Annotated in this window: 27 protein-coding genes and 2 tRNA genes; 14 read left to right on the forward strand and 15 right to left on the reverse strand. The window is 67.0% G+C overall.

Going from position 1 to position 26,711, the window contains the following annotated elements; genetic code table 11:
• Positions 1-189: 189 nt before the first annotated feature.
• The 4 genes from WDC82_RS18665 to WDC82_RS18680 all read right to left on the reverse strand — a co-directional run bounded on the left by WDC82_RS18665 (position 190) and on the right by WDC82_RS18680 (position 3,162).
• Positions 190-1,215, reverse strand: coding sequence for a fatty acid desaturase (locus tag WDC82_RS18665; protein ID WP_340118898.1), 1,026 nt, complete (start codon positions 1,213-1,215; stop codon positions 190-192).
• A gap of 205 nt (positions 1,216-1,420) precedes the next feature.
• On the reverse strand, positions 1,421-1,630 hold the full coding sequence (locus WDC82_RS18670; RefSeq protein ID WP_340118899.1) for a cold-shock protein: 210 nt from the start codon (positions 1,628-1,630) through the stop codon (positions 1,421-1,423).
• A gap of 243 nt (positions 1,631-1,873) precedes the next feature.
• Positions 1,874-2,137: a hypothetical protein gene (locus WDC82_RS18675; protein WP_340118900.1), complete on the reverse strand. Its 264-nt coding sequence runs from the start codon at positions 2,135-2,137 to the stop codon at positions 1,874-1,876.
• Between the two features lie 170 nt (positions 2,138-2,307).
• Positions 2,308-3,162, reverse strand: coding sequence for a ferric reductase-like transmembrane domain-containing protein (locus WDC82_RS18680; RefSeq protein WP_340118901.1), 855 nt, complete (start codon positions 3,160-3,162; stop codon positions 2,308-2,310).
• A gap of 289 nt (positions 3,163-3,451) precedes the next feature.
• Between WDC82_RS18680 and WDC82_RS18685 the strand changes: the two genes are divergently transcribed.
• The gene (locus WDC82_RS18685) at positions 3,452-3,670 is read left to right on the forward strand and encodes a hypothetical protein (RefSeq protein ID WP_340118902.1); all 219 of its coding nucleotides are present in this window, start codon (positions 3,452-3,454) and stop codon (positions 3,668-3,670) included.
• A 45-nt stretch (positions 3,671-3,715) separates the two neighbouring features.
• Here the strand turns inward: WDC82_RS18685 and WDC82_RS18690 are convergent, their stop codons facing one another.
• The 5 genes from WDC82_RS18690 to WDC82_RS18710 form a co-directional block, all read right to left on the reverse strand.
• Positions 3,716-4,162, reverse strand: a complete 447-nt coding sequence (locus WDC82_RS18690) for a hypothetical protein (RefSeq protein ID WP_340118903.1) — start codon at positions 4,160-4,162, stop codon at positions 3,716-3,718.
• A 191-nt stretch (positions 4,163-4,353) separates the two neighbouring features.
• Positions 4,354-4,671, reverse strand: a complete 318-nt coding sequence (locus tag WDC82_RS18695; protein WP_340118904.1) for a hypothetical protein — start codon at positions 4,669-4,671, stop codon at positions 4,354-4,356.
• 198 nt (positions 4,672-4,869) lie between these two features.
• On the reverse strand, positions 4,870-5,367 hold the full coding sequence (locus WDC82_RS18700; RefSeq protein ID WP_340118905.1) for a hypothetical protein: 498 nt from the start codon (positions 5,365-5,367) through the stop codon (positions 4,870-4,872).
• Between the two features lie 19 nt (positions 5,368-5,386).
• The gene (locus WDC82_RS18705; protein ID WP_340118906.1) at positions 5,387-5,746 is read right to left on the reverse strand and encodes a TraR/DksA family transcriptional regulator; all 360 of its coding nucleotides are present in this window, start codon (positions 5,744-5,746) and stop codon (positions 5,387-5,389) included.
• Between the two features lie 392 nt (positions 5,747-6,138).
• A complete protein-coding gene (locus WDC82_RS18710; RefSeq protein ID WP_340118907.1) occupies positions 6,139-6,372 on the reverse strand; it encodes a hypothetical protein in 234 nt (77 codons plus the stop codon).
• Between the two features lie 287 nt (positions 6,373-6,659).
• Here WDC82_RS18710 and WDC82_RS18715 point away from each other — a divergent pair.
• From WDC82_RS18715 to WDC82_RS18730, 4 genes are all read left to right on the forward strand, one after another.
• Positions 6,660-6,746: transfer RNA gene (locus tag WDC82_RS18715), tRNA-Leu, on the forward strand.
• A 56-nt stretch (positions 6,747-6,802) separates the two neighbouring features.
• A tRNA-Leu gene (locus WDC82_RS18720) sits at positions 6,803-6,889 on the forward strand.
• A gap of 124 nt (positions 6,890-7,013) precedes the next feature.
• Entirely contained in the window at positions 7,014-7,910 is an 897-nt protein-coding gene (locus tag WDC82_RS18725; protein ID WP_340118908.1) for an alpha/beta hydrolase, read from the forward strand.
• A 222-nt stretch (positions 7,911-8,132) separates the two neighbouring features.
• Positions 8,133-9,566 (forward strand): DUF502 domain-containing protein, encoded by a 1,434-nt coding sequence (locus WDC82_RS18730; protein ID WP_340118909.1) that lies wholly within the window; start codon positions 8,133-8,135, stop codon positions 9,564-9,566.
• A 405-nt stretch (positions 9,567-9,971) separates the two neighbouring features.
• Here the strand turns inward: WDC82_RS18730 and WDC82_RS18735 are convergent, their stop codons facing one another.
• Both WDC82_RS18735 and recG read right to left on the reverse strand, forming a co-directional pair.
• The gene (locus tag WDC82_RS18735) at positions 9,972-10,460 is read right to left on the reverse strand and encodes a PAS domain-containing protein (protein WP_340118910.1); all 489 of its coding nucleotides are present in this window, start codon (positions 10,458-10,460) and stop codon (positions 9,972-9,974) included.
• Positions 10,461-10,616: 156 nt separating this feature from the next.
• Positions 10,617-12,701: an ATP-dependent DNA helicase RecG gene (recG, locus tag WDC82_RS18740; protein ID WP_340118911.1), complete on the reverse strand. Its 2,085-nt coding sequence runs from the start codon at positions 12,699-12,701 to the stop codon at positions 10,617-10,619.
• Positions 12,702-12,763: 62 nt separating this feature from the next.
• On the opposite strand from recG, the gene WDC82_RS18745 reads away from it, so the two are divergent.
• Positions 12,764-13,042 carry a succinate dehydrogenase assembly factor 2 gene (locus WDC82_RS18745; protein ID WP_340118912.1) on the forward strand — a complete coding sequence of 93 codons (279 nt, stop codon included), beginning with the start codon at positions 12,764-12,766 and terminating at the stop codon, positions 13,040-13,042.
• A gap of 47 nt (positions 13,043-13,089) precedes the next feature.
• Positions 13,090-16,608, forward strand: a complete 3,519-nt coding sequence (gene mfd, locus WDC82_RS18750; RefSeq protein ID WP_340118913.1) for a transcription-repair coupling factor — start codon at positions 13,090-13,092, stop codon at positions 16,606-16,608.
• Between the two features lie 8 nt (positions 16,609-16,616).
• Here the strand turns inward: mfd and WDC82_RS18755 are convergent, their stop codons facing one another.
• Positions 16,617-16,919, reverse strand: coding sequence for a carboxymuconolactone decarboxylase family protein (locus WDC82_RS18755; RefSeq protein ID WP_340118914.1), 303 nt, complete (start codon positions 16,917-16,919; stop codon positions 16,617-16,619).
• A gap of 31 nt (positions 16,920-16,950) precedes the next feature.
• Positions 16,951-17,385 carry a MerR family transcriptional regulator gene (locus tag WDC82_RS18760; protein WP_340118915.1) on the reverse strand — a complete coding sequence of 145 codons (435 nt, stop codon included), beginning with the start codon at positions 17,383-17,385 and terminating at the stop codon, positions 16,951-16,953.
• Between the two features lie 404 nt (positions 17,386-17,789).
• On the opposite strand from WDC82_RS18760, the gene WDC82_RS18765 reads away from it, so the two are divergent.
• The 5 genes from WDC82_RS18765 to WDC82_RS18785 all read left to right on the forward strand — a co-directional run bounded on the left by WDC82_RS18765 (position 17,790) and on the right by WDC82_RS18785 (position 23,063).
• Complete coding sequence (locus tag WDC82_RS18765) at positions 17,790-19,340, forward strand: ABC transporter substrate-binding protein (RefSeq protein ID WP_370661568.1); 1,551 nt, start codon at positions 17,790-17,792, stop codon at positions 19,338-19,340.
• 85 nt (positions 19,341-19,425) lie between these two features.
• The gene (locus WDC82_RS18770; RefSeq protein WP_340119097.1) at positions 19,426-20,439 is read left to right on the forward strand and encodes an ABC transporter permease; all 1,014 of its coding nucleotides are present in this window, start codon (positions 19,426-19,428) and stop codon (positions 20,437-20,439) included.
• Entirely contained in the window at positions 20,436-21,365 is a 930-nt protein-coding gene (nikC, locus tag WDC82_RS18775) for a nickel transporter permease (RefSeq protein ID WP_340118917.1), read from the forward strand. Before WDC82_RS18770 ends, nikC begins: the two co-directional genes overlap by 4 nt.
• 26 nt (positions 21,366-21,391) lie before the next feature.
• Entirely contained in the window at positions 21,392-22,255 is an 864-nt protein-coding gene (locus WDC82_RS18780; RefSeq protein WP_340118918.1) for an ABC transporter ATP-binding protein, read from the forward strand.
• Positions 22,256-22,277: 22 nt separating this feature from the next.
• The gene (locus tag WDC82_RS18785) at positions 22,278-23,063 is read left to right on the forward strand and encodes an ABC transporter ATP-binding protein (RefSeq protein WP_340119098.1); all 786 of its coding nucleotides are present in this window, start codon (positions 22,278-22,280) and stop codon (positions 23,061-23,063) included.
• Here WDC82_RS18785 and WDC82_RS18790 read toward each other — a convergent pair.
• Positions 23,012-23,440, reverse strand: a complete 429-nt coding sequence (locus WDC82_RS18790; RefSeq protein WP_340118919.1) for an ester cyclase — start codon at positions 23,438-23,440, stop codon at positions 23,012-23,014. The genes WDC82_RS18785 and WDC82_RS18790 overlap by 52 nt on opposite strands.
• A 20-nt stretch (positions 23,441-23,460) precedes the next feature.
• A complete protein-coding gene (locus WDC82_RS18795; protein WP_340118920.1) occupies positions 23,461-24,108 on the reverse strand; it encodes a DsbA family oxidoreductase in 648 nt (215 codons plus the stop codon).
• A 143-nt stretch (positions 24,109-24,251) separates the two neighbouring features.
• On the opposite strand from WDC82_RS18795, the gene WDC82_RS18800 reads away from it, so the two are divergent.
• Both WDC82_RS18800 and WDC82_RS18805 read left to right on the forward strand, forming a co-directional pair.
• On the forward strand, positions 24,252-25,925 hold the full coding sequence (locus tag WDC82_RS18800) for an acyl-CoA synthetase (RefSeq protein WP_340118921.1): 1,674 nt from the start codon (positions 24,252-24,254) through the stop codon (positions 25,923-25,925).
• On the forward strand, positions 25,922-26,707 hold the full coding sequence (locus WDC82_RS18805) for a glucose 1-dehydrogenase (RefSeq protein ID WP_340118922.1): 786 nt from the start codon (positions 25,922-25,924) through the stop codon (positions 26,705-26,707). The genes WDC82_RS18800 and WDC82_RS18805 overlap by 4 nt, the downstream gene beginning before the upstream one ends.
• The last annotated feature ends 4 nt before the right edge of the window (positions 26,708-26,711 follow it).

Raw genomic sequence — 26,711 nt, forward strand, 5'->3', positions numbered from 1 at the left:
CTTCCTGGAAGACGCCTTGCATACACGCCTGACGGTGGCGGGCAGTACCGCCAGACGGAAGAGGGGCGGGCGCTGGCTGGCCCCCAACGGCGGACGTAGTCTGAATCCCCCTGGGCTCGCCATTTACCCATGTATTTCAATCGACAGGACGCCAAGAGCCGCGGCGGAATCAGCCCGCACGCCGGCCTGTTATTGGCCGCGTGCCTCGCGGAAGGTCACCAGGCGCTTCTGCGTCTCGTCCCACAAGGCCAGGCGTACGCAGCCGAGACTCTGCCACAGGGTGAGGCGGCTCGCCGCGGCGAGTTCGGGGTAGTCGCGCAGCACGCGCGGCAAGCGATAGAAGGGAATGCGGCTGGCCAGGTGATGGACGTGGTGGATGCCGATGTTGGCCGTCAGCCAGCGCAGGATGCCCGGCAAGTGGTAGTGCGAGCTGCCGCGCAGCGCGGCCTCCTGCGGACACCACGCGGCGCCGGCGGCCCAGTAGGTTTCCTCGAACTGGTGCTGCACGAAGAACAGCCAGATGCCGGCGGCGCCGGCCGCCAGGGTGATCGGCAGCTGGACCAGCAGGAATGGCCCGACGCCGACCGCCCAGATCAGGCCGCCGGCGAGGCCGGCCACGGCGAGGTTGGTCGCCATGGCGCTGATCCAGTCCCGCCGGCCGCGGCCCGGGCCGGGCGGCAGGCGGTGGCGCAGCAGAAAGAGATAGGCCGGGCCGAGGCCGAACATCACCAGGGGGTGACGGTAGGCGCGATAGCGCAGGCGGCCCCAGAAGCCGAGGCTCCGGTACTCGCCGATGGTCAGGGTATCGATGTCGCCGGTGCCGCGCCGGGTCAGGTTGCCCGAGCTGGCGTGGTGCACCGCGTGGGCGCGCCGCCAGGCGTCGTAGGGCGTCAGTGTGAGAACGCCGATCGCGCGCCCGAGCCAGTCATTCAGTCGACGCTGGCGAAAGAAGGCGCCGTGGCCGCAGTCGTGCTGGATCATGAAGAGACGCAGGAGCAGGCCGGCGGCGAGCAGGGAAGGCAGCAGAGAGACTTCCCAATAGCCCAGATAGACCGCCGCCCAGGCGAGTGCCCACAACCCGGCGAACGGCAGCAGGGTCACCGCGACCTCGAAAAGGCTGCGGACTGAACTGGGATCGCGGTAGGCGGCCAGCAGACGGATCCATGGCTGCGGTGCGGGGGCGGCGTAGGCGCCGGCGTGCTGTCTCTCGTTCACGTCTGCGGTTCAGCTAGTCGGTTATTTCAGTCAGTCGGTCTTTTCAATCAGCCTGTCGCCAGCTTCGCATCCAAAGATAAAAATCTCGAGAATCGTCCGGCGTCACAGCCCGGGGTACAGCCCCGGAGACGTCAGCAGGGAGCCGCCGCCCTTTTGCGGGCGGCGGCTCTCAGCTTGCAAGGCGGCCCTTTTGGGCCGCTGTGCGTTACTCGACCTCGATGGCGCCGACGGCCAGCTTGCCGCTGCGCGCGTCGGTCTCGGTCTCGAACTTCACCTTCTGGCCTTCGCGCAGGCCGAGAATGCCGGCGCGCTCAAGGGCGGTGGCGTGGACGAAGACGTCCTTCTGGCCATCGTCCGGCTGGATGAAGCCGTAGCCGCGCTGGTCGTTGTAGAACTTTACGGTGCCTGAAGTCATGGGAATTGCCTCATGTATACGGGTTGCACGTGGGGTTCGGCGCGCAAGTCGCGGCCGATTGCCCGGATGGTCGATTTTGGGGAGTTAGTCTGAAACGTGCACGCCCGTCGATGACGCAGCGAAGCGGCCCAGTCCGTCGGCCAAAGATCGTTGGTATGTAGGTAGGCGCCGCGGCGGCAAATTGCAAGCTCCCTGTGGCCGGCGCACCGCCGTCAGTGGCGTCACCTTCAATCGGGACGTTCCTCAGTCGTCTTCGCGGGTGTCCTGGTCGTCGCGTGCCAGCAGCATCAGATTGGCGGCCAGCGAGACCGAGCCGAAGGTGATGAAGAGGCCGAAGAACAGCAGGAAGATGACCAGCCAGGGAGAGTCGCTGCCCATCGCCAGACTGCGCAGGCCGGCGAGGTCGGCGGCCAGGATGGCGATGCCGAACAGTGCTCCGGCGCCCAGCCCCATGGCCAGGTGACGCAGGACGAAGCGCAGAGCAGCCTTGTCGTTCGGGCTCAGCAAGCCGTCTTCTCCCTCGATCCCGGCAGTCCCGCCGCTGCCCATGAATTTTCGCCGCTGCGCTAAAGGCGCCGACAGCAGAGAATCGGCAGGGCACTCTGCCGCCGCAAGGAGAAACTAGGAGGCGGATTGTCGCATCGCTGCGGCTGCCCGGCGCTGCCGCCGTCCGCGTCTCAGGACGGCAGCCGCAGAGCCTTGCGCAATCCCGCATGACCACGCAGCGGCCGCAGCAGCATCGCCGGCAGCGGCAGCGCGAGGATCGCCATGACCCACCACATCGGCCTGACCTGGTAGCTGAAATCGAGGTTGGCCAGCAGCACGCGCCCGGCAGGAATGCCGCTGGCGGCCGCGTACCAGGCAAATTCCAGCGCCGCTGCCGCGATGCCCGACAGTACCGCCACCGCGAGCATGCCCGCCGGCGTGCGCGGCGTGACTGCCAGGCGGTGCAGCATCAGGCCGACGAAGACGCCGCTCAGCAGCACCGCTTGGGAGACGTCGGACTTCGATTGCATGAAGAAGTGCAGCAGGCCCAGCGCGGTCAGGACGTAGACCGCGCGGTGCAGCCGCTTCCAGTTGCGCCTGAGGCGTCGCATCGCCGCGTCGAAGGAGGTCGTCGCCAAGACCGCCAGACCGAGCAGGGCGGCAAAGCCGATGGTCAGGTAGATGCGGCTGGCGATCTCGCTGGCGACCTTCGCGAGGTTCCAGCTCTGGTCGCCGATGTAGAGCGTCAGGTGGCCGGCGATATAGGCGAAGGCGGCGACGCCCAGCATGCGGCGGATGGCAACCAGCCGGGACCAGGCGAGCAGGCCCTTCAGCGGCGTCACCGCCAGCGAGGCGAGCAGGAAGTAGAGCGTCCAGGTGCCGGTCAGGTGGGTTGCGGCCTTCAACGGTTCGGCACCGAGGCCGCCCGTCACGAAGGCGGAGGCGATCCACAGCGCAGGCGCTATGACCGCCGCGAAGGCCGCAGCGTGCAAAAGCGACAAGCGTCCCGCTCTGTCGGTCCAGGGAACCAGGTCATCGATCCGCATCAGCTTCCTTTCGCTCAAGCGCGGGCGGCACGGCAGATATAGCCATTTCCGGCGGCGAAGGGGACCACCCCTCACGAAGATGTGGTACGCCCGTGAGGTCGGCGGCGGCTGCGGGCTGCGCGTGGTAAAGCGCCCGGGCGCGCCAGCGGTTAAGGGCGCAGGGGATGGCGGCGCCGAACCCAGGTTCCGCTTCGGGATTCCGGGTTAACCGGGAACGTCCGATGGTAACCGAACGTTAAAACAAAAGGTGCAGGCTTGGGGCATGCGAGAGCATGAACGAGGTTGAGCAATGTCTGACCGAAACTTCTTCGATGCAGCGCGTTGGATCTCCGATGCCTTCCGTGCCGGAATCTTCGCGCGGGTGAACTCCAACGGCGATCTGGCGTTGGACGTGGTCAATGCCTGCCCCAGGGCGACCGAAGAACTGCTCAACCGCCTGAGCGGCAATTCCGAGTCCGTCATTCTGACGCTGCCGAAGCCGGACAGCGACGTCCTCTACGTCAACTGACGCTTTCCGAGACGGCCAGCGGCGCCGTGTGGGCGCCCGCCGGCTTCAGCGCACGCCGGTGATCTGGACGTCGTTGTCGAGGATCAGCTGGCGCAGCACTTCCAGGCCCTTTTCAAGCTCTTCATATTCCTGCCGCGCAAGCGTCAGTTCCTCGATCGCGGTCTTGCGGCTGCACTGGCTGCGCGGCAGTTCCATCAGTGCGGCCAGATAGCGGCCCTTGGCGTGCGCGGCACGGCGCACGAGGGCGCGGATCTCGTTCTGCTTCAGGTGCACCAGCACGGACATGATCTCGCGCTTGGACTGCTCCTGGATGGTCTCCTCGATCTGCTCGACGAAGGCGCCGGCGGAAACCGGTTCGGGCGTGGGCTCGGGCACCGCCAGGGCGTCCTCCAGCATGCGCAGGCGTTCCTTCGGCTTGCCGCTGGAGCGGTGGAACCATTGCAGCGTGCTGTTGCCGCGGCCGTCGAGTCCGGTCAATTCCGCCAGGGTCATGGGGCTCTCCCTCTCGCTTCTCAGGCGCCCCCACGAAGATCCGCCGGGGCCTGCAGGGAGAGTTGCAATTCCCGGGCCACCGCGGACGGCGGCAAAACGGCTGATTTCAGGGGCGTTGTCGGCGGGTGGCGTGCCGGCGGGCAGGATCGGCCCGGCAGGATCTGCCGCCAGGGAGCCTTGAGACGGAGTGCTTAGTCGCCGGCGCCGGCTTGGCGCGCGACGGCCAGGGGCAGATCGTCGTTCGCCGCCTCGGGCAGCCAGGGCCGGCTGCCGCCCGCCGGTGCGTCGGCCAGCCGCAGCACCCGGCTGCGCACCCGGCGCAGGCCCGCCCGGCTCTGGCGGCGCTGGCGCCAGCGCCGCAGGACACGCCAGCCGGTGACCGCGGTGATGATGCCAAGCCACATGTAGGGGTACCACCAGGGCATCAGCACGACGAAGTCGTGCAGCAGATGGTAGTAGGGATCCGAGGCGGCATCGGGGCCGTAGATCCATTGCAAGACTGCCAACATCGCTCCGCGTCCCGTCTCGGGCACCGTTCGGCGGCGCCCAGGTGGTTAAATATCCGTAAAGAACATTATGAGCGACGTCAGGAAAACTTCAAGATATTTTTTATATTTTGTTAACCATGTTGTTCAGTATTCGTCTAAATATTAAAATAAATCCAAAGTATGTAGATAAAAGCAGACAGCCGGTAGTATTCGGCTCGTCTATTCTTCGGGGAAGCCGCAGGCCCAGCGGTTGTAGCGTTCTTTTTCCGGCACGCCGTCCTTGGCCGGCTCGATGTGGCTGAGGCCGATGACGATGCGATCTTGGGAGCCCGTGATGGCGGCCGTGGTGTCCACGTAGTTCAGCCGGCCACGGTAGTAGAGGCGGGGGTTCTCCGGTGTGACGGTGAAGGACGGCATCTCGGAGATGAGACCGCTGGCGCGGTCGAGCAGAAACAGCTCGACCGGCCGGCCTGCTTCCCACAGCGGGCTGCCGATGGTGACGAGCAGCATCTCCTGGCTCTTGTAGCCGCCGGTCGCGCCGTCCAGCAGGTAGCCCCACCCGCGCCAGCAGGTGGTGCGCGGCGGCTCCTCGACGGGCGCCGTCTCCTGCGCAGGGGCCGGGGCGGCAAGCAGGGCCAGCGACAGCCAGGCTGCGGCCCAGGCGCAGAGGCGGCGGGTGGCCGGGACGCGGGCGAGTCGGGTGGAACCGCGCATCATCGGAGCGGACAGTGAGGGATCAATCCGCGGCACCGCCGCCAGCGCAGCCGATGCAGGTCGGCAAGGTCGGGTCGAGTTCCAGCCGCCGCAGCGGGATCTGCTCGCCGCAGGCCACGCAGTAGCCGTAGTCGCCGGTCTCGAGGCGCTTCAGGCTGGCCTCGATGCGCAGCAGCTCGCGCTTGCGCCGCCGCTGCGCCTCCAGAGACATCGCTTGGTTCTGCAGGGCATCCATGCGTGAGAGCCTGCCCACTTTTGTCTGGTCGAGCTCGACGGGTTTGCGGCTGTCGGCGCTGCTCGCTGCCAGATCCAGGAGTTCGCGGCGACGGGCGACCAAGCGGTCACGGAATGCGCAGAGGTCTAGCTGGACCGTGTTATCCATGCGGCATGATGACGGCCCCTGTTTCACAGGACAAGGGACTTCACCGGTGCCTTGGGTCGGAGCTTCCGGGGGACGTGTCACCGCCGAATCCGCCCCCGAGCTCACCCCGGACTTCCCCGGCTTATCCCTGGCCACGATCGCAGCCGCACCCGCGGCAGGGACGACGGCTCCAGGTAGTGGGGAGAGGACGGGGAGCTGCAGGAGAACGAGGGCCCCGGCCGTCTTCGGGGGTTGGTAGACATGAAGTCATACAGGGAGGCAGGGTCTCGTTTCCTGCAGCCTCACCCTGAAATTGAGACTATATTCTGACGTTCCAGGCCGGGGTGACCTTTTTGTGTCAAGGCCGCAAAAACCTCCCCTTAGAGGCTTGGGAATTAAGCTTTTCGTCGTGTTCAGTGAGGCGGGCCACGGTGGTGCTCATCGTCGTGACCTCGACGATTTGAGTAGAAGACGAGGAACATCAGCCCGCCGCCCAGCGCCAGGGAAACCAGGCATCCGAGGGTCATGGCGATGAGGCCGTGGATGCTGATGTCGACGTCTCCGAGACTCCACCAAAGGTAGATTCCAGCCAGCAGGGTGACCACGAGGATGACGGCAAGGAAGGCGATCAGAGCGGCGGTCTTCATCTCGGGTCTTTCGCGAGGGACATTTCCGGCTTGGCGCCGGCGGCAGGGTCGCCGAGGCAGGAGCGCCACGCCGGGGCAGCGCAAGGCGGCAGGGCCGGGAGCAAGGGCGGGCCGGCTGCAAGATGGCGTCTCTGCACGATCGCCGTCCAGTGCTTTTTGCCGTCGCTTGCGCTGCCCTGCGCAGCGGTCGATTTTGAGCCGCTTGGGGACAGAATTTTCCATTGCCCTTTTGGAAGAGGACGCTATAACTCCCGCTCCGAGCCGGTGGCCATGCCAGCGGACAGTCTGCGGCTGTGGCGGAATTGGTAGACGCGCAGCGTTGAGGGCGCTGTGGAGGAAACTCCGTGGAGGTTCAAGTCCTCTCAGCCGCACCAATCGTCCGGGCTCGGAATCAGACAGGTGGGTCCTCACCTAACCTGTACACGGCGATGCGGCTGTGGCGGAATTGGTAGACGCGCTAGCTTCAGGTGCTAGTTCTCGCAAGGGAGTGGAGGTTCGAGTCCTCTCAGCCGCACCAACGCCGGGGAAGCTTTCCCCGGCGTTTTTGATTCGGGATTTGCTTCTCCAGCATTGTGCCGGTTCTCCGTGCCCGCGTTGACGCGGCGCGCGCGAGGCGCCAGCCTTGCCGCTGACCCCAGAAGATGAGCGAGGCCAGGATGTTCGAGGGCTTTGAGCAGCGGCGCGTGGCCGTCAGCGGCACAGAGATCAATCTGCGCCTGGGCGGCAGCGGCCCGGCGCTGCTGCTGCTGCACGGCTATCCGCAGACTCACGTCATGTGGCACCGGATCGCGCCGCGCCTGGCCGAGCGCTTTACCGTGGTCTGCGCGGACCTGCGCGGCTACGGCGACAGCGGCAAGCCCGAGAGCGGCGCGCCGATCGGGGATTCTTCTCACGCCGCCTATTCGAAGCGCGCGATGGCCGCGGACCAGGCCGAGGTCATGACGGCACTGGGCTTCGAGCGCTTCTGCGTTGTCGGCCACGACCGCGGCGCGCGGGTCACCCACCGGCTGCTGCTCGATCATGGCGCGCGCGTCGACAAGGCGGCGGTGCTCGACATCGCGCCGACTCTCGACATGTATGAGGCGACCGACCGCGCCTTCGCCGAGGCCTACTATCACTGGTTCTTCCTGATCCAGCCGTTTGACCTGCCGGAGCGCATGATCGCTGCCGATCCGGACTACTACTTGGAAAAAAAGATCGGCAAGTGGTCGAAGGTCGGCGGCTGTTTCGGGCCGGAGGCGCTGGCGGAGTACAAGCGCTGCTTCCGCGACCCGGCGACCATCCACGCGACCTGCGAGGACTACCGGGCGGCGGCGACGATCGACCTGGAGCACGACCGTGCCGACCGCGGCCGCAAGCTCGTCCCGCCGCTGCTGGTCCTGTGGGGACAACTCGGCGTCATCGAGCGCTGCTACGACGTGCTGGGGCTCTGGCGGCAGCGGGCCGAGACGGTCGAAGGCCGGGCCTTGCCCTGCGGCCATTTCCTCGCCGAGGAGGCGCCGGAAGAAACCCTGGCGGCGCTTCTGGCGTTTCTTTAAGCCTTTCTTGGAAGCGCAGATGGGAATGTCTGGCTCTAGCAACCTGCCCGCCGGTTCCCATATCATAGGACGAGCGGGAAGGGTTCAGACAATCGGTTGACGTTCGTTAGCAAGCCGTTGAATTTCGAGATATCCGCGGCAGCGGAACTGAAGCGCGGCCGGCGGCCCGTCTCCCAAGCCGGGAGATGCCGGCCCTGACCAGCAAGGAAGGAGCCACGTCGGGTGGCCGAGTCTAACAAGAACGGCGCGACCGCGCGGTTGCGAAACTATTTCCTGGCGGGTGTGCTGATCACCGCCCCGATCAGCATCACCTTCTGGCTGACCTGGCGCGTCATCACCTTCATCGACGACCGCATCACGCCGATCATTCCGCCGCAGTGGAACCCGGAGAGCTACCTGCCCTTCGGCGTGCCCGGGCTCGGCCTCATCGTTGCGCTGGTGGCCCTGACCCTGATCGGCTTCCTCGCCGCCGGCTACCTCGGGCGCGTGACCATGCGCATCGGCGAGCGCATCGTCGCGCGGGTGCCGGTCATACGGTCGGTCTACAGCTGGACCAAGCAGGTCTTCGAGACCGTACTGTCGCAGTCCTCCGCCGCGTTCCGCGAGGTGGTGCTGATCGAGTACCCGCGGCCCGGCTGCTGGGCCGTCGGCTTCATCACCGGCACGACGGTGGGCGAGGTGCAGCGCCTTACCGCGGCGACGGTCTATAACGTCTTCGTGCCGGCGACGCCGAACCCGACCACCGGTTTCCTGCTGTTCGTGCCGAAGGAGGACGTTCACCACCTGGACCTGACGGTGGAGGAGGGCATCAAGCTGGTGATCTCCGGCGGCATCGTGGTGCCGGACCAGGCCAACTTCGAAGGTGCCGAGGTGGACGCGGCGGCGAAAGCACAGGTCGCGGCGCAGTCCGATAGGGCAGAGAACGTCGAAGGCAACGGGCGCAAGCGCCGCCGCCGCAAGCAGACGCAGGAGCCGCGCAGTCCCGGCTTCATCACGCGGCTGCGCAACTACTTCTTCGCCGGTATCCTGGTGACCGCGCCGATCGCCATCACCGTCTGGCTGGCGTGGGAGTTCGTCGCCTTCGTCGACGGCACGGTGACGCCCTACATCCCCGCGCCGTGGAACCCGGAAACCTACCTGCCGTTCTCGATTCCCGGCCTCGGCGTGGTGATCGTGGTGTTGGGGCTCATCATGATCGGCTTCCTCACCGCCGGCTTCGTCGGCCGCAGCCTGGTGTCGGCCAGCGAGCGCCTGCTGGCCCGCATGCCGGTGATCCGCAGCCTCTACAGCGCGGTGAAGCAGATTTTCGAGACGGTGCTGAAGGAGCAATCGCGCGCCTTCCGCGAGGTCATCCTGTTCGAGTATCCGCGCAAGAACTGCTGGGCGCTGGGCTTCATCACCGGTCCCGCCGAGGGCGGGATTCAGGAGCTGACGCCGGACGACACGGTGAACGTCTTCCTGCCGACCACCCCGAACCCGACTTCGGGATTCCTGCTGTTCCTGCCGCGCCGGGAAACCCAGATCCTCAGCATGACGGTGGAAGAGGGCATCAAGATGGTGGTCTCCGGCGGCATCGTCACGCCGCCCGACCGCGAGGTCGGCGACGCAGCCGAGCCCGAGGAAAGCACGCCGGCGCCACTGGCCAAGAGCGGTTGAGGATTTCCCCCGCCTTTGCGGGCTTCGCTTCTCTCTCGCTCCCTAGGCCGTCACCCCGGCCAAGCGAGCGTCAGCGAGCGCGAGCCGGGGTCCATGGCGAGAATAGGCTCCGCGCCTCGGCCCGGCTTTCTTTCGCTCCGCATTGCAATCCGTCATGAGAAGTCGCTGAAGCGGCCGCCGCAGTAGGGCGACCTTTGAAGCGGCCTCAGCCGCTGACTTTCACCACCGCCTGCAATCTAACCTCTCGGACAAGGCCCGGCGCCCGGCCTCTGCCGTGGATCCCGGCTCGCGCTCGCTCCGCTCGCTTGGCCGGGATGACAAGCTGAGTGTCCGATAGAGATGTGCGAAAGTCGTAGGAACGGATGCCGGGACGACATCAGAAGTGTGTAGAAAGGGAGACCGTCTTCAGGCCGCCGGCTGTTCCAGCTTCAGCGCTTCCTGGCGCGCGCAGTTGGCGGCGCCGAGGATGGCATCGATGGTCTCGCCGTCGCTGGACAGCGGAAAGAGGGTGCCGCGCAGCTTCACCTCCTCGCCGTCCTCCTGGAAGGTCTCTTCGACCATCACCGGCACGCGCGTGTGCAGCACCTGGCCGACGTACTGGACGCTGCGCGCCAGCATGGAGCCGGGCGGACAGTCGCGCACGCGGCGCTCGGCCGCCCTGGCCCAGTCTTCCGGCAGCTTCGCACTCTCCAGCAGGCGCGGGCCGATGAAGAGGAAGGTGGCCTCCTCGGGCGGCTCGGCCGGGCTCATCACGAAGCAGTCGCACCAGTCGTCGCCCAGCTCGACGGGGTCGATGTCGGCCGTGCGGGGAAACAGGCGGTCCTGCCGCAGGTAATTCCAGTAGTCCTCGACCCGAAGGATGAGGCGGCGCTCGGTGGTGACGAAGCCCGGCATCGTGAGGTGCGGTCCATAGCGGTGTTATTCCGGTGCCAGTGTCGCCTGTCACGGCTAACAAGGGCTTAACCGCGCGCCGGGCGAAATTCTCACAGATTGCACTCCAGGTCGAAATACTTTCGCATGCAATGCAACCCCATGCGGAAGCGGCGCAGGTCAGCCCGAGCGCAGATACTTCACCGCCGCGTCGCGCTCGAAGAGGTAGAGCAGGACGCGCAGGGCCTTGCCGCGCTCGCCGGCCAGCTCAGGGTCGCGGTCGAGGATGAGGCGGGCGTCGTCGCGCGCGGTCGCCAGGAGGTCGTCGTGCACGGCGAGGTCGGCGAGGCGGAACTCCGGCAGCCCGCTCTGGCGGGTGCCGAGCAGCTCGCCGGCGCCGCGCAGCTTCAGGTCCTCCTCGGCGATGCGGAAACCGTCGTCGGTCTCGCGCAGGATCTGGAGGCGCGCGCGCGCGGTTTCGCCCAAGGGACCCTGCCAGAGAAGCAGGCAGCTCGACTTGCCGCTGCCGCGCCCGACGCGGCCGCGCAGCTGGTGCAGCTGGGCCAGGCCGAAGCGCTCGGCATGCTCGATCACCATGACCGTGGCATTGGGTACGTCGACGCCGACCTCGACCACTGTGGTGGCGACCAGCACGGCGAGATCGCCGGCGGCGAAGCTGGCCATGACGGCGTCCTTTTCCGGTCCCTTCATGCGCCCGTGCACCAACCCTACCTTCCCGCCGAAGCGCTGCTGCAGGGTGCGGTGGCGGTCGTCGGCGGCGGCGAGGTCGCTGTTCTCCGATTCCTCGACCAGCGGACAGATCCAGTAGACCTGCGCGCCGCGCTGCAGCGCACGGTCGATGCCGTCGACCACTTCCGGCAGGCGGTCGAGCGGCAGCGTGCGGGTCTCGATCGGCTGGCGTCCCGGCGGGCGCTCGGTGAGCCGTGACACGTCCATGTCGCCGTAGGCGGTCAGCATCAGGGTGCGCGGGATCGGCGTCGCCGTCATCACCAGCACGTCGACCGCCTTGCCCTTGCCGGTGAGGGTCAGGCGCTGGTGAACGCCGAAGCGGTGCTGCTCGTCGATCACCGCCATGCCGAGGTCTTTGAAAGCGACGTCTTCCTGGAACAAGGCATGGGTGCCGACGACGATCGCGGTGGTGCCGGCGGCGAGGCCCTCCAATATCGCCTGCCGCGCCTTGCCCTTGTCGCGCCCGGTGAGGAGGGCGATGCCGACCCCGGCGACGCGCGCCAGGGGCTCGATGGTGTTGAAATGCTGGCGCGCGAGGATCTCCGTCGGCGCCATGAGCGCGGCCTGGCAGCCGGCCTCCACCGCGGTCAGCATGGCCAGCAGGGCGACCACCGTCTTGCCGCTGCCGACGTCGCCCTGCAGCAGGCGCAGCATGCGGTGCTCGGCGGCCATGTCGCCGGCGATCTCCGCCAGCGCCATGCGCTGCGATCCGGTCAGCTGGAAGGGCAGGGAGGCGACCACCTTGTCGCAGAGCCGCCCGTCGCCTTTCAGCACGCGGCCGCGCTGCTTCAGCTGACGGTCGCGCACCAGGGCGATGGCCAGCTGGTTGGCCAGCAGCTCGTCATAGGCCAGGCGGCGGCGGTGCGGCGACAGCGGCGCGAGGTCGGATTCCTCGTGGGGCGCGTGGCTGCGCGCCAGCGCTGCGTGCCAGTCCTCCCAGGCCTCGCGCTTCTTCAGCGCCGGATCGAGCCACTCCGGCAGCTTCGGCACCCGCTGCAGCGCCGCGTGCACCGCCTTGGCGACGGTCTTCAAGGTGAGGCCGGCGGTCAGCGGGTAGACCGGCTCCACGGTCTGTACGCTCTCGGCCGCCTCCGGGCCGGCGATGTGGTCCGGGTGGGTCATCTGCAGGCGGTCGTTGAAGACCTCGACCTTGCCGCTGACCACGCGGATCTGGCCCGGCGGCAGCATCTTCATCAGGTAGTCGCGGTGGGCGTGAAAGAAGACGAGCTCGATGGTGCCGGTGGCATCGTGGCAGGCGATGCGGTAGGGCTGACGCTTGGTGGGCGGTGCCCGGTGCTCGTCCACCGTCACCGTCAGGGTGGCGATTCGCCCGGGCAGCGCTTCGGCCAGGGGCGGGGCGTAGCGCCGGTCGATGAGCCCGGAGGGCAGGTGCCAGCAGAGGTCGAGCACCGCCGGCCCGCCGGTCAGCGTCTCGAAGAGCTTGGCAAAGCGCGGCCCGACGCCGGAGAGACTGGTGGCGGGTGCGAACAGCGGAAAGAGGATCTCGGGGCGCAAGGGAGATTCCGGCCGGGAAGAGCCTGACAAAGGGGTTCGTTGGGCTTATATCCTAGGGACCAATGACCAAAACCGAAACCATCGAGAACCGCCGCAAGCGCCTGCGCTTTCGCGCCTGGCACCGCGGGACCAAGGAAATGGACCTGCTGATCGGCAGTTTCGCCGACGCCCACCTGTCAGGATTTGGCAGGGAACAGCTCGACCGCTTCGAGGCCCTGCTGGACGTTCCAGAGCCGGTGGTCTACGACTGGATCCTGGGCCGCGGCCAGCCGCCGGCGGACTACGACGATGACGTGACGCGCCTGCTGCTGGCCTTCGAATTCCAACCGCCCGGCCGCTGAGCGCCCTGCTTTCTGACTTTCTGATCTGAAAAACCGCTGAAATCTTCATGACGGATTCCGTGACCGCTTCGACGTTTCCAGGGGCGGAGTCCGCCCTGCGCCAGACCATTGCCTCCGCCCCGCCCGGCGTTGATGCCCTCGCCCTTGCCAGGCTGCTGGCGGAGTCGGGCAGCCGCCGCTGGCTGCACGTCGCCCTGGACGATACCCAGGCGGCGCGCCTGGTGGACTGTCTCGCCTTCTTCGCGCCCGAGATCGAGGTGCTGGTCTTCCCGGCCTGGGACTGCCTGCCCTACGACCGGGTCAGCCCGCACCGCGACATCGTCGCCCGCCGCCTGGACGTGCTGACCCGCCTGCTGCAGCCGCTTTCCGGAGCTTCCGGGGGCGGGAAGGCGCAGGTCGTGGTCACCACGGTGAACGCCCTGCTGCAGCGGGTTCCGGCGCCGGAGTCCCTGGAAGGCCGCATCATGCTGCTGGAGGTGGGCGGCACGGTGCCGGCTGACCGCCTCAACGCTTTCTTCGCCGAGAACGGCTACTACCGGGTCGAGACCGTGGGCGAGCCCGGCGAGTTTGCCGTGCGCGGCGGCATCGTCGACGTCTTCCCGCCGGGCCAGGAACAGCCGGTGCGGCTCGACTTTTTCGGCGACGATCTGGAGAGCCTGCGGCGCTTCGATCCCCTGAGCCAGCGCACCACCGGCAGCATCGACAGCCTGGCGCTGAAGCCGGTCAGCGAAGTGATCCTTGACCCCGACGCCGTCGAGCGCTTCCGCACGCGCTACCGCGAGCGCTTCGGCGCAACGCGCGACGATCCGCTCTACGAGGCGGTCAGCGCGGCGCGCGCGCATCCGGGCATGGAGCATTGGCTGCCGCTCTACCACAAGCGGCTGGTGACCCTGCTGGACTACCTGCCGGAGGCCGGCGTCACTCTGGATTACCAGGCTCGTGAGGCGCGCGACACGCGGCTGGAAACCATTCTCGATTTCTACGAGGCGCGAAAATCCCTGGAAGGCGGCGGCGAAAGCGGCGGCTGGATCTACAAGGCGCTGGAGCCGAGCGACCTCTACCTCGATGCCGAGGAATGGGAGCGCGGCCTGGCGGCGCGCCCCGGCGGCCAGTTCACGCCCTTCGCGGCGCCGGAGGGGCCGGCGGTGGTGGACGCCGGCGGGCGCCCGGGTCTCGACTATGCCGAGCAGCGCGCCGCCCTGCAGAGCGGCGGCACCCATGGCCAGATCTACGATGCCGTCGGAGCCGACGTCGTTCAGGAGCTGAAGGACGGCGGCCGGGTGGTGCTGACGGCCTCGAGCGCCGGCGCGCTCGATCGCCTCGCCCACCTGTTGCAGGAGCACGCCGGGCTTGCCGGCGAGCGGCTCGATGGCTGGGCCGCGCTCGACACGCTGCCGAAGGACAAGGTCGGGCTTGCCGCGCTCGCCATCGAAAAGGGCTTTCACACCGACGGTGTCCTCTTCCTCACCGAGCAGGACATCCTGGGCGAGCGCATCGCGCGCACGGCACAGCGCCGCCGCCGCGCCGAGAACTTCCTCACCGAGATCTCCGACCTGCAGGAGACGGACCTGGTGGTTCACGTCGACCACGGCGTCGGCCGCTACGAGGGGCTGGAGACTCTCGACGCCACCGGCGCGCCGCACGATTTCCTCAAGGTCATCTACCAGGGCGGCGACAAGCTCTACGTGCCGGTCGAGAACATCGAGGTGCTGTCGCGCTTCGGCTCGGAGAGCGAGGGCGTCGAGCTCGACAAGCTGGGCGGCGTGAACTGGCAGGCGCGCAAGGCGCGGGTGAAGGAGCGCATCAAGGCCATGGCGGACGCCCTCATCAAGGTCGCCGCCGCCCGCGCGCTGAAGAGCGCCGAGCCGATGGAGCGCCCGGAAGGACTCTACGACGAGTTCTGCGCGCGCTTTCCCTTCCCGGAGACCGAGGACCAGCTGCGCGCCATCGAGGATACGCTGGGCGACCTTTCGGCGGGCCGGCCGATGGACCGTCTGGTCTGCGGCGACGTCGGCTTCGGCAAGACGGAGGTCGCGCTGCGCGCCGCCTTCCTGGCGGTGATGTCCGGCAAGCAGGTGGCGGTGGTGGTGCCGACCACACTGCTGGCGCGCCAGCACTACCGCAGCTTCAAGGAGCGCTTCAACGGCCTGCCGGTGCGCGTCGTCCAGCTGTCGCGCCTGGTCGCGGGCAAGGACGCCGCCCAGGCCAAGGAGGACCTCGCCAAGGGCCGCGTGGAGATCGTCGTCGGCACCCACGCGCTGCTCAGCAAGTCGATCGTCTTCAAGGATCTCGGGCTGCTGATCGTTGACGAGGAGCAGCACTTCGGCGTGAAGCAGAAGGAGCGACTGAAGGCGCTGCGCGAAGATGTCCACGTGCTGACCCTGACGGCGACGCCGATCCCGCGCACTCTGCAGCTCGCCATGTCGGGCGTGAAGGAGATGAGCCTGATCGCCACGCCGCCGGTCGACCGCCTGGCGGTGCGCACCTTCGTGCTGCCCTACGATCCGGTGATCGTGCGCGAGGCGATCCTGCGCGAGCATTACCGCGGCGGCCAATCCTTCTACGTCTGCCCGCGTGTGGCCGATCTCGCCGAGCTGCAGGAGCGCCTCGCAAAGCTGGTGCCGGAGGTGAAGGTGGCGGTGGCGCACGGCCAGCTGCCGGCGACCCAGCTGGAAGCGGTGATGACCGACTTCTACGACCGCAAGTACGACATCCTGCTGTCGACCAACATCGTCGAATCCGGCCTCGACATCCCGACCGCCAACACCATGATCCTGCACCGCGCCGACATGTTCGGCCTGGCCCAGCTCTACCAGCTGCGCGGCCGCATCGGACGCTCCAAGGTGCGCGGCTACGCCTACTTCACCCTGCCGCCGGGGCGCATCCTCAGCGCCGCCGCCGAGAAGCGCCTGCACGTTATGCAGACGCTCGACAGCCTGGGCGCCGGCTTCCAGCTCGCCAGCCACGACCTCGACATCCGCGGCGCCGGAAACCTGCTGGGCGAGGAACAGTCCGGCCACATCCGTGAAGTCGGCATCGAGCTCTACCAGCAGATGCTGGAGGAGGCGGTGGCGACCGCCCGGGCAGGCGGCGAGGCCGCCGCGGCGGCGGCCGAGAGCTTCACACCGCAGATCAACATCGGCATGCCGGTGCTGATCCCCGATACCTACGTCGCGGACTTGAATTTGCGCCTCGGTCTCTACCGCAGATTGTCTACCCTGGTCGACCACCAGGAGATCGACGGCTTTGCGGCCGAGCTGGTCGACCGCTTCGGGCCGCTGCCGGCGGAGGTCGACAACCTGCTGCAGATCATGACCATCAAGCGCCTGTGTCGCGAGGCGGGGGTGGAGCGGCTCGACGCCGGGCCCAAGGGGGCGACGGTGGCTTTCCACAAGAACAGCTTCGCCAACCCGGCCGGACTCATCGCCTTCATCCAGAAACAGGCCGGCGAGGTGAAGCTGCGGCCCGACCACACCCTGGTTTACCGCCGCGCCTGGGACAGCGAGGACGCACGCGTGAAGGGCGTGCGCGCGATGCTGGACTCGCTGGTGAAGCTGGCCGCCTGAGGCGGGGCTCAGTCGCTGGGCGGTGCGTCGGCAAAGACTTCCTTGGCGGCGAAAAGACCGTTGAGGGCGGCGGGAAAGCCGGCGTAAACGGCCATCTGCATGAGTATCTCCACGATTTCCTCGCGGCTGAGTCCGACGTTCAGGCCGGCAGCGATGTGGACCTTCAGTTGTGCCGGGGCCGTGCCCATGGCGGCCATGGCGGCGATAGAAGCGATTTCGCGTTCCCGCAGGCCCAACCCGGGCCGGGAATAGATATCACCGAACGGAAATTCGAGGATATAGGTCGCGAAGTCCGGGGCGATATCGGCCAAGGCGTCGATGACCCTGGTTCCGGCCTCGCCGTCAATTTCGGCGAGCGCGCGGCGTCCGCGTTCCAGACGGCTTTCGCCGGCCTGTGAGTAGGGCTGCATCATATTCCTTCATCCTCTTTTCTGTGCCGGCATAGCCGGCGATTTTGGCGTCGAGGACGAGAAGGGCGGCCTGCTGCTCGGCCACACGGGCACGCACGCGCTCGCGATGCCGCTCCAGCATGGCACGTCGCTCCGGTTCCGTGCCCACGCCTTGTTCGCGCAAGGCGGCATAGCGCAGCATCTCCCGGATCGGCATTCCGGTGGTTTTCAGGCGATCGAGGAATTCGATCCAGACCAGAATCGATGCGTCGTAATCACGCTGACCCGATGCATCCCGGTCTGCGTAAGGCAGCAGGCCGATCCGCTCGTAATAGCGGATGGTGTGGGCCGAGAGTCCCGACCGGGTGGCCAGTTCTCCGATTTTCATATCCGCCCTTCTTTCGTCACGATGCCCGGGATGCTAGGGGTTAGAGCGTACTCTAAGTCAAGCGCCGATCCTGCGGCCGGGCAGGCGCGCCGCCGGACCTGGGACAACGAGGACGCGCGCAGGAAGGGCGTGCGCGCGATGCTGGACTCGCTGGTGAAGCTGGCCGCCTGAGGCCGCTTGTCTGTGTACATCTGCGCCCTGGTTTCCTGCTTATTGTATTGATACAAATCGCAGATTCGCGTAAGCGATCGGCTATGGACCAAGCGATGGGACTGGTTACAATGCCAGGGCATTGCAAGAGAGAGCCGCAGAAAATCTCGCAAAGTATCACCGGCTCCGAAATGGGGCGACAGACAGGGAGACTTAACGTGAGGAAGCTAATCGCCTGTGTCGTAGCGGCATTCATGGCCGTTACCGCAGTCCCGACGCAGGCCGCGACACCGCGCGACGCGCTGGTCATGGCCTGGACCTTTGACGACATCATCTCGCTGGACCCGGCGGAAATCTTCGAGTTCAGCGCCGCCGAGTACGCCGGCAACACCTACGACCGCATCATCGGCTACGATCCCGAGGACGTTTCGAACATCTACGGCGAGGCCGTCGAATCCTGGACGATCTCCAACGACGGCAAGACCTATACCTTCAAGATGCGCCCGGGCATCACGTTCGCCTCGGGCAATCCGATGACCGCCGAGGATGCCGTCTTCTCGCTGCAGCGGGCCGTCATCCTGGACAAGTCGCCGGCCTTCATCCTGACGCAGTTCGGCTTCACCGCCGACAACGTCGCGGAGAAGATCCGCATGACCGACGACATGACCTTCGTCCTGGAGACCGACAAGGCCTACGCGCCGACCCTGGTGCTGTACTGCCTGACCGCCACCATCGCCTCGGTGGTCGACAAGAAGCTGGTCATGGAGCACGAGCAGGACGGCGACCTCGGCTACAACTGGCTGAAGACCAACTACGCCGGCAGCGGCGCCTTCAAGCTGGGCCAGTGGAAGGCCAACGAGCTGCTGACCCTGGAGCGCAATGACGCCTACTGGGGCGGCGTCCCGGCGATGAAGCGGGTGATCATCCGCCACATCGCGGAGACGGCCACCCAGCAGCTGCTGCTCGAGAAGGGCGACATCGACATCGCCCGCAACCTCGGCCCCGACCAGCTTGAGACCGTGCGCAAGAACCCGGACCTTTATATCCAGAGCGGGCGCAAGGGCGGCATCTACTACCTCGGCCTGAACCAGAAGCACGAGGCTCTCTCCAAGCCGAAGGTGCGCCAGGCCCTCAAGTACCTGGTCGACTACCAGGGCATGGAAGAAACGGTGGTGCGCGATCTCATGACCGTGCACCAGGCCTTCCTGCCGATCGGCCTGCTTGGCGCGTTGGAGGCCCAGCCTTTCCATCTCGATATCGGCAAGGCCAAGCAGCTGCTGGCCGAAGCCGGCTATCCCAACGGCTTCAAGGTCACCATGGACACCCGCAGCATCTCGCCGATCATGGAGATGGCGCAGTCGATCCAGGCGACCTTCGCCCAGGCCGGCGTCGAGCTGGAGATCATTCCGGGCGACGGCAGCCAGACGCTGACCAAGTACCGCGCGCGCAATCACGACATCTACATCGGCCGTTGGGGCCCTGACTATCAGGACCCGCACACCAACGCCGATACCTTCGCGCGCAATCCGGATAACTCGGACGACGCCCAGTCCAAGCCGCTGGCCTGGCGCAACGCCTGGGACATTCCGGAGATGACCAAGGAAGCCGATGCGGCGGTGCTGGAGAGTGACCCGGCCAAGCGCGCGGCGATGTACCAGGAGATCCAGAAGGTTCACCAGGCGGTCTCGCCCTTCGTCATCATGTACCAGCAGACCGAGGTGGCGGCGATCCGCAAGGACACCAAGGGCTTCATCATGGGCCCGGCCTTTGACGACAACCTCTACCACGAAGTGACGAAGGAATAGTCGCGACCGAGGGAAGGTTTGATCCTTCGTGACCAACCAGACGGACAGACTGTCCAAGGCAGGGGCAGGCTTTAGAAGCCTGTCCCTGCCGCGTCCCCTGCGCACGCTGCTCAACCTCGCAACGACGCTGCTGCTGACCTTTCTCGGCCTGCTGCTGGTGACCTTCATCATCGGCCGCGTGGTGCCGATCGATCCGGTGCTGGCCATCGTCGGCGACCGCGCGCCCGAACACGTCGTCGAGCGGGTGCGTGAAGAGCTGGGCCTCAACCGGCCGCTCTACGAGCAGTTCGTCATCTACGTCGGCAACGTGGTGCAGGGCGACCTCGGCTACTCGGTGCTGACGGCCAACCCGGTGCTGGAGGACATCAAGCGGGTCTTCCCGGCGACCCTGGAGCTGGCCACCGTCGCCACGCTCTTCGGCGTGCTGCTGGGCGTGCCCATGGGCGTCCTGGCCGGCGTCTATGCCGGGCGCTGGCCCGACCAGGCGATTCGCGTGGTCGGCCTGCTCGGCTATTCCATCCCGGTGTTCTGGCTCGGCCTCATGGGCCTTCTGCTGTTCTATGCCAAGCTCGACTGGGTGCCCGGCCCCGGACGCCTCGACGTCTTTTATGACGGCCTGGTCGAACCGGTGACCGGCGTGCTGCTCATCGACACGGCCATGGCCGGGGAATGGGAGATCTTCTGGAACGCCGCCAGCCACGTCGTGCTGCCGGCATCCATCCTCGGTTACTTCAGCCTGGCCTACATCAGCCGCATGACGCGCAGCTTCATGCTGGAGCAGCTGAGCCAGGAATACATCACCACCGCGCGGGTGAAGGGTGTGCCGGAGTGGCGCGTCATCTGGGTGCACGCCCTCGGCAACGTCTGGGTGCCGCTGGTGACGGTGATCGCGCTCAGCTACGCCAACCTGCTGGAGGGCTCGGTGCTGACGGAGATCGTCTTTGCCTGGCCCGGCCTCGGCTACTACCTCACGCAGTCGCTGCTGAAGGCGGACATGAACGCGGTGCTGGGCGCCACCATGGTGGTCGGCGCCGTCTTCATCGGGGTCAATCTGTTGTCGGACCTGCTGTATAAACTCCTCGATCCGAGGGCGCGATGACGAGCCAGAGCGAACCTCTCGCCGGCGGCTGGCGCGCCTGGCTGCTCAGCGGCTCGCCCGCGTCGCGGCGGCAGGCCCGTCTCGGGCGGCTCTACATCGCCTGGCTGGGGTTCCGCGGCAATCACCTGGCGATGCTCGGCCTTGGGATCGTGCTGACGCTGATCCTGGTCGCGATCTTCGCGCCGCTGATCGCACCTTACAATCCCAACGCTCAGGTGCTGGCCGACCGCCTGCAGTTCTTCTCCGCCCAGCACTGGTTCGGCACCGACGACCTGGGGCGCGACATTTTCTCGCGCATCGTCTACGGCAGCCGCCTGACACTCTACATCGTGATTCTCGTCGCCATCATCGCGGCGCCGATCGGCCTGCTGGTCGGCACCTCCGCCGGCTACTTCGGCGGCTGGGTCGACAGCGTGCTGATGCGCGTCACCGACATCTTCCTGGCCTTCCCAAAACTCGTGCTGGCGCTGGCGCTGGTCGCCGCGCTGGGGCCCGGCATCGAGAACGCCATCATCGCCATCGCCATCACCTCCTGGCCGCCCTACGCGCGCATCGCCCGGGCGGAGACCATCACCATCCGCAACTCCGACTTCATCGCCGCGGTGCGCCTGCAGGGGGCGGGCAGGATGCGCATCATCTGGTCGCACATCATGCCGCTGTGCACCTCCTCGCTCATCGTGCGCGTGACCCTCGACATGGCCGGCATCATCCTGATCGCCGCCGGCCTCGGCTTCCTGGGGCTTGGCGCACAGCCGCCGCTGCCGGAGTGGGGCGCGATGATCTCGGCCGGACGCAGGGTGCTGCTCGACCAGTGGTGGGTAGCCACGGTGCCCGGCATCGCCATCTTCGTGGTGAGCCTGGGCTTCAACCTGCTGGGCGACGGCCTGCGCGACGTGCTCGACCCCAAGAGCGGGGGCCAGGGATGAGTGAGAGGGGGATGAGTGAGAAGGGAATGAGCGAAACCGCAAAGCGCGACAAGCCGCTTCTTGCCGTCGAGGACCTGAAGGTCAGCTTCCCGACCCGCAAAGGCCTGGTGGAGGCGGTGCGCGGCATCTCCTTCTCGCTGGGCCGCGAGAAGCTGGGCATCGTCGGCGAGTCCGGCTCGGGCAAGTCGATGACCGGGCGGGCGATCCTGCGCCTGGTTTCGCGCCCCGGCATCGTCACGGCGAAACGCCTGGAATTCGACGGCACCGACCTGCAGAGCGCCAGCGAGTCGCAGATGCGCCAGATCCGCGGCCAGCGCATTTCCATGGTCATGCAGGACCCCAAGTTCTCGCTGAACCCGGTGATTCGCGTCGGCGAGCAGATCGCCGAGGCCTACCGCACCCACCAGAAGGTCTCGCGCGCCGAGGCCAACAAGCGGGCGCTGGAGATGCTGCGGGCGGTGCGCATCCGCGACCCGGAGCGCGTGTTCCGCGCCTATCCGCACGAGGTCTCCGGCGGCATGGGCCAGCGCATCATGATCGCGATGATGCTGATCCCCGATCCGGACCTGCTGATCGCCGACGAGCCGACCTCGGCGCTGGACGTCACGGTGCAGCTGCAGGTGCTGGCGATCCTCGACGACCTGGTAAGCCAGCGCGGCATGGGCCTGATCTTCATCAGTCACGACCTCAACCTGGTGGCCTCGTTCTGCGACCGGGTGGTCATCATGTACGCGGGACGCATCATGGAGATCTGCGACGCCAAGAACCTCGGTGCCGCCAAGCATCCCTACACCCGCGGCCTCTTGAACTGCCTGCCGCGCCTCGACGCCGCCGGCGGCGACCTGCCGGTGTTGAAGCGCGACCCCGCGTGGCTGGAGCATGGACTCTGATGGCGATGATCCCATGAGCGCCATGATCGAAGTGGAGAAGCTGAACGTCGTCTTCGGCGAGGGCGAGGACCGCGTGCATGCCGTGCGCGACGTGAGCTTCCGGGTGCCCGAAGGCACGACCTTCGGCCTGGTCGGCGAATCCGGTTCGGGCAAGTCCACCGTGCTGCGCGCCATGAGCGGGCTCAATCCGACCTGGACCGGACGCATCTCCGTCGCCGGACGGACGCTGGGCCCCAAGCGCGACAAGGCCTTCTACAAGACGGTGCAGATGGTGTTCCAGGACCCCTACGGCTCGCTGCACCCGCGCCACACCGTCGACCGCATCCTCATGGAGCCGCTGTCGATCCACCGCCTCGACGACCCGGAGACGCGCATCGACCGGGTGCTGCGCGAAGTGGGCCTGGGGCCCGACTTCCGCTTCCGCTATCCGCACCAGCTCTCCGGCGGCCAGCGCCAACGCGTCGCCGTCGCCCGCGCGCTCATCCTGGAGCCGAAGATTCTATTGCTGGATGAGCCGACCTCGGCGCTCGACGTCTCGGTGCAGGCCGAGGTGCTGAACCTGCTGCAGCGTCTGAAGAAGCTGCACGGCCTCACCTATATCCTGGTCAGCCACGATCTCTCGGTGGTCGGCCACATGTGCGACGACCTGGCGGTGATGAACCGCGGCGCCGTGGTGGAGGAACTCTCCGTCGAACGTCTGCGCAGCCACGCGCCGGAACACCCCTATACCCGCCAGCTCATGGTGGCGAGCCTCGGCTATGACCGCGCCGCCGTCGACAAGTTCGAGGACTTCGGACCGGGCAACTGAGATTCAATGGCGGCCTTGTCAATGACCGACCAGACCTTCAGGATCCGTTCATCTCGAAGCTCATAGAACACATTTTCAGTGAACGAGACCCGCTTCCCGTCAACATGGTAGCCGAACAGCATTCCGGTAGGCGTGCAGTCAAAGCGCAAGCGGGTCGCCAAGCGCGGCGGATCGCAAACCAGCAACTGGATTTCGAAGTGGAGATCTGGTATCGCCTGAAAATCGGCCTCCAGCATCTCGCGGTATCCGGATAATCCGATCCGTTCGCCGTTATACTGAACGTCCTCGTGGACGAACTGCCCCAAGTTTGCCCAATCCTGGTCGTTCAGGCAGGCGATATAGGCTCGATAGATGTTGGAGAGCTCGGCATTCGTCATGATGCTTCCAGCGCCCAAACTTACTCCACCGTCTCGGCGACTTCCTGCTGCGCCAGGTCCAGCATCTGGACCAGCACCTTGGGGGGCTGGGCGCCGGCCAGGGCGTGGCGGCCGTTGAAGATGAAGCAGGGGACGCCGTCGATGCCGAGGCCGCGGGCCTGGCGGTCCTCTTCGACGATCTCTGCTTCCAGCGCCTCGCTCTCCAGGAAGGCACGGGCCTCGGCGGGATCGAGGCCGGCTTCCTCCGCCGCGGCGACCAGCACGGCCATCGCGCCGATGTCCTCGCCGCGCAGGAAGTAGGCCTGGAACAGGGCCTCCACCACCTCGGTCTCCCGGTCCTGGCCAGCGGCCCAGCGCACCAGGCGGTGGGAGTTCACCGTGTTGGGCGTGCGGGCGATGGCGTCGAAGGCGAAGTCGATGCCTTCCTCGGCGCCGGCCCGGCGGATGCGGTTGTAGATGATCTCGGCGTTCTCCGCGCCGCCGAACTTCATGGAGAGGTAGCTCTGCCGCTCCATGCCGGCCTTGGGCATCATTGGATTGAGCTGGAACACGCGCCAGTGGACGGCGACCTCGAGGTCCGGGCGCTCGGCCAGGGCCTTTTCCAGGCGCCGCTTGCCGATCAGGCACCACGGGCAGACGGTGTCGGAGAAGATGTCGATCTGGATCATGGAAATCCGCCTTTCCGGGGCGTGTCGCGGGTTCTCTGGGGGCTTGACCTGCCGGGCCTTCGCCCCAACCATACCGCACGAAGCCCCGAGACGAAAACGGGGTCGCGAAAAGGTGAAAGCAGCCGGATTTCTGGGGATGCCGCATGGAACGTACCGTCGCAGGGAGCGACTCGCAGGCCGGGCAGGGAATCTATGAGCGGGGCCTGGACCGCAACGCCGCCAACACGGCGCCGCTGACGCCGGTCACCTTTCTGAAGCGCGCCGCCGCCGTCTATCCCGAAAAGCTGGCGGTGGTGCATGGGGCCCAGCGCTTCACCTATGCCCAGTTTCACCAGCGTGCCTGCCGCCTGGCCTCGGCGCTGACCCGGCGCGGTCTGGGGCGCGGCGACTGCATCGCCATCATGGCGCCCAACATCCCACCGATGCTGGAGGCGCACTACGGCATCCCGATGATGGGCGGGGTGCTGAACTCCCTCAACATCCGCCTCGACGCGCGCACGCTCGCCTTCATCCTGGAGCACGGCGAGGCCAAGGTGCTCATCACCGACCGCGAGTTCTCGGGCGTCATCAAGGAGGCGCTGGCGCTGACCAAAGCCAAGCCGCTGGTGGTCGACATCGATGACGCGCAGGCCGACTACCATGGGGCCGAGGGCGGCGAGCTGATCGGCGATCTCATCTACGAAGACCTGCTGGCCGAGGGCGATGCCGCCGACACGTTCGAGGACCCGCTGGACGAGTGGCAGTCGCTGTCGCTGCTCTACACCTCCGGCACCACCGGCAATCCCAAAGGCGTGGTCTACCACCACCGCGGCGCCTACCTGAACGCGGTCGGCAACATGCTGACCTTCGGCCTGGGGCGTGACTCGGTCTACCTCTGGACCCTGCCGATGTTCCACTGCGATGGCTGGACCTTCACCTGGGCGGTGACCGCGGCCAATGGAACGCACGTCTGCCTGCGCAAGGTCGATCCGGCGGTGATCTATCCGCTGATCCGCGACGCGGGCGTCACCCATATGTGCGGCGCGCCCATCGTGCTGACCCTCCTGGCCCACGCGCCGGACGCGGTTAAGGTGAAATTCCCGCAGACGGTCGACTGTGCTACCGGCGGCGCGGCGCCGCCCAGCGCGGTCATCGAGGCGATGGAGGCCAACGGCTTTCGCGTCATCCACCTCTATGGCCTCACGGAGTCCTACGGCCCGGCGACGGTCTGCGCCTGGCAGGAGGCATGGTCGGATTACGGCCTGCAGCAGCGCTCCGGCAAGATGGCGCGCCAGGGCGTGAACTACCTGACCCTGGAAGGCGCCGTGGTCATGGACCCGGAGACCATGACGCCGGTGCCGCATGACGGCGAGACCCTGGGCGAGATCATGCTGCGCGGCAATACGGTGATGAAGGGCTACCTGAAGAATCCCAAGGCGACCGCGGAAGCCTTCAAGGGTGGCTGGTTCCACACCGGCGACCTGGCGGTCTGCCATCCCGACGGCTACATCGAGGTGAAGGACCGCTCCAAGGACGTCATCATCTCCGGCGGCGAGAACATTTCCAGCCTGGAGGTGGAAGAGGCGCTCTACCGCCATCCGAAGGTGCTGGAGGCTGCCGTCGTGGCGCGGCCCGACGCCAAGTGGGGCGAGAGCCCTTGCGCCTTCGTGACGCTGAAGGAGGGAGAGAAAGCGACCGCGGAGGAGATCGTCGCCTTCTGCCGCGACATGCTGGCGCACTACAAGGTGCCGCGTACGGTGGTATTCGGCGCGCTGCCCAAGACCTCGACCGGCAAGATCCAGAAGTTCGTATTGCGCGACCGGGCGGCCGCGCTGTGACCAGTTCTCCCACGGGCCCCCTGAAGAGCTTCGACCTGACGGGCAAGGCGGCCATCGTCACCGGCGCCTCCAGCGGCCTCGGCCACCACGCCGCGCGGACCCTCGCCGCGGCCGGTGCCAAGGTCGCCATCGCGGCGCGTCGCCTGGAGCCGCTGGTCGAACTGGAAAAGCAGATCGCCGCGCGCGACGGGCGTGCCATTCCGCTGCGCCTCGACGTCGCCGATTCGGCCTCGGTCGCCGCCTGCGTGAAGGCGGCGGAGACCGAGCTCGGGCCGATCTCGATCCTGGTGAACAACGCCGGTGTCGCCGACAGCAAGCCGGCCCTTGAGGTCTCCGAGGCCGACTGGGACCGCGTCGTCGACACCAACCTGAAGGGCGCCTGGCTGATGGCCCGGGCGGTGGCCGAGCACATGACGCGCCTGGGCCACGGCGGTGCCATCGTGAACATCGCCTCGATCCTGGGCCTCGCGGGCTCCGGCCAGGTGCCGGCCTATTGCGCCTCCAAGGGCGGCCTGGTGAATCTGACCCGCGCGCTCGCCGCCGAGTGGGCGCGCCACGGCATCCGGGTGAATGCCCTCGCGCCAGGCTATATCGAGACCGACCTCAACCGCGACTTCCTGACCGGCCCGGCCGGCGAGAGCCTCCGCAAGCGGGTGCCGCTGAAACGTTTCGGCACCCCTGACGATCTCGACGGCGCGCTGCTGTTGCTCGCGTCCGACGCCGGGCGCTATATCACCGGCAGCGTGCTGGTGGTCGACGGCGGCCAATCCGCGGCGCTGTGACGAC

It is taken from the genome of Pelagibius sp. 7325, from assembly GCF_037652055.1.
GTDB lineage: Bacteria > Pseudomonadota > Alphaproteobacteria > Kiloniellales > Kiloniellaceae > Pelagibius.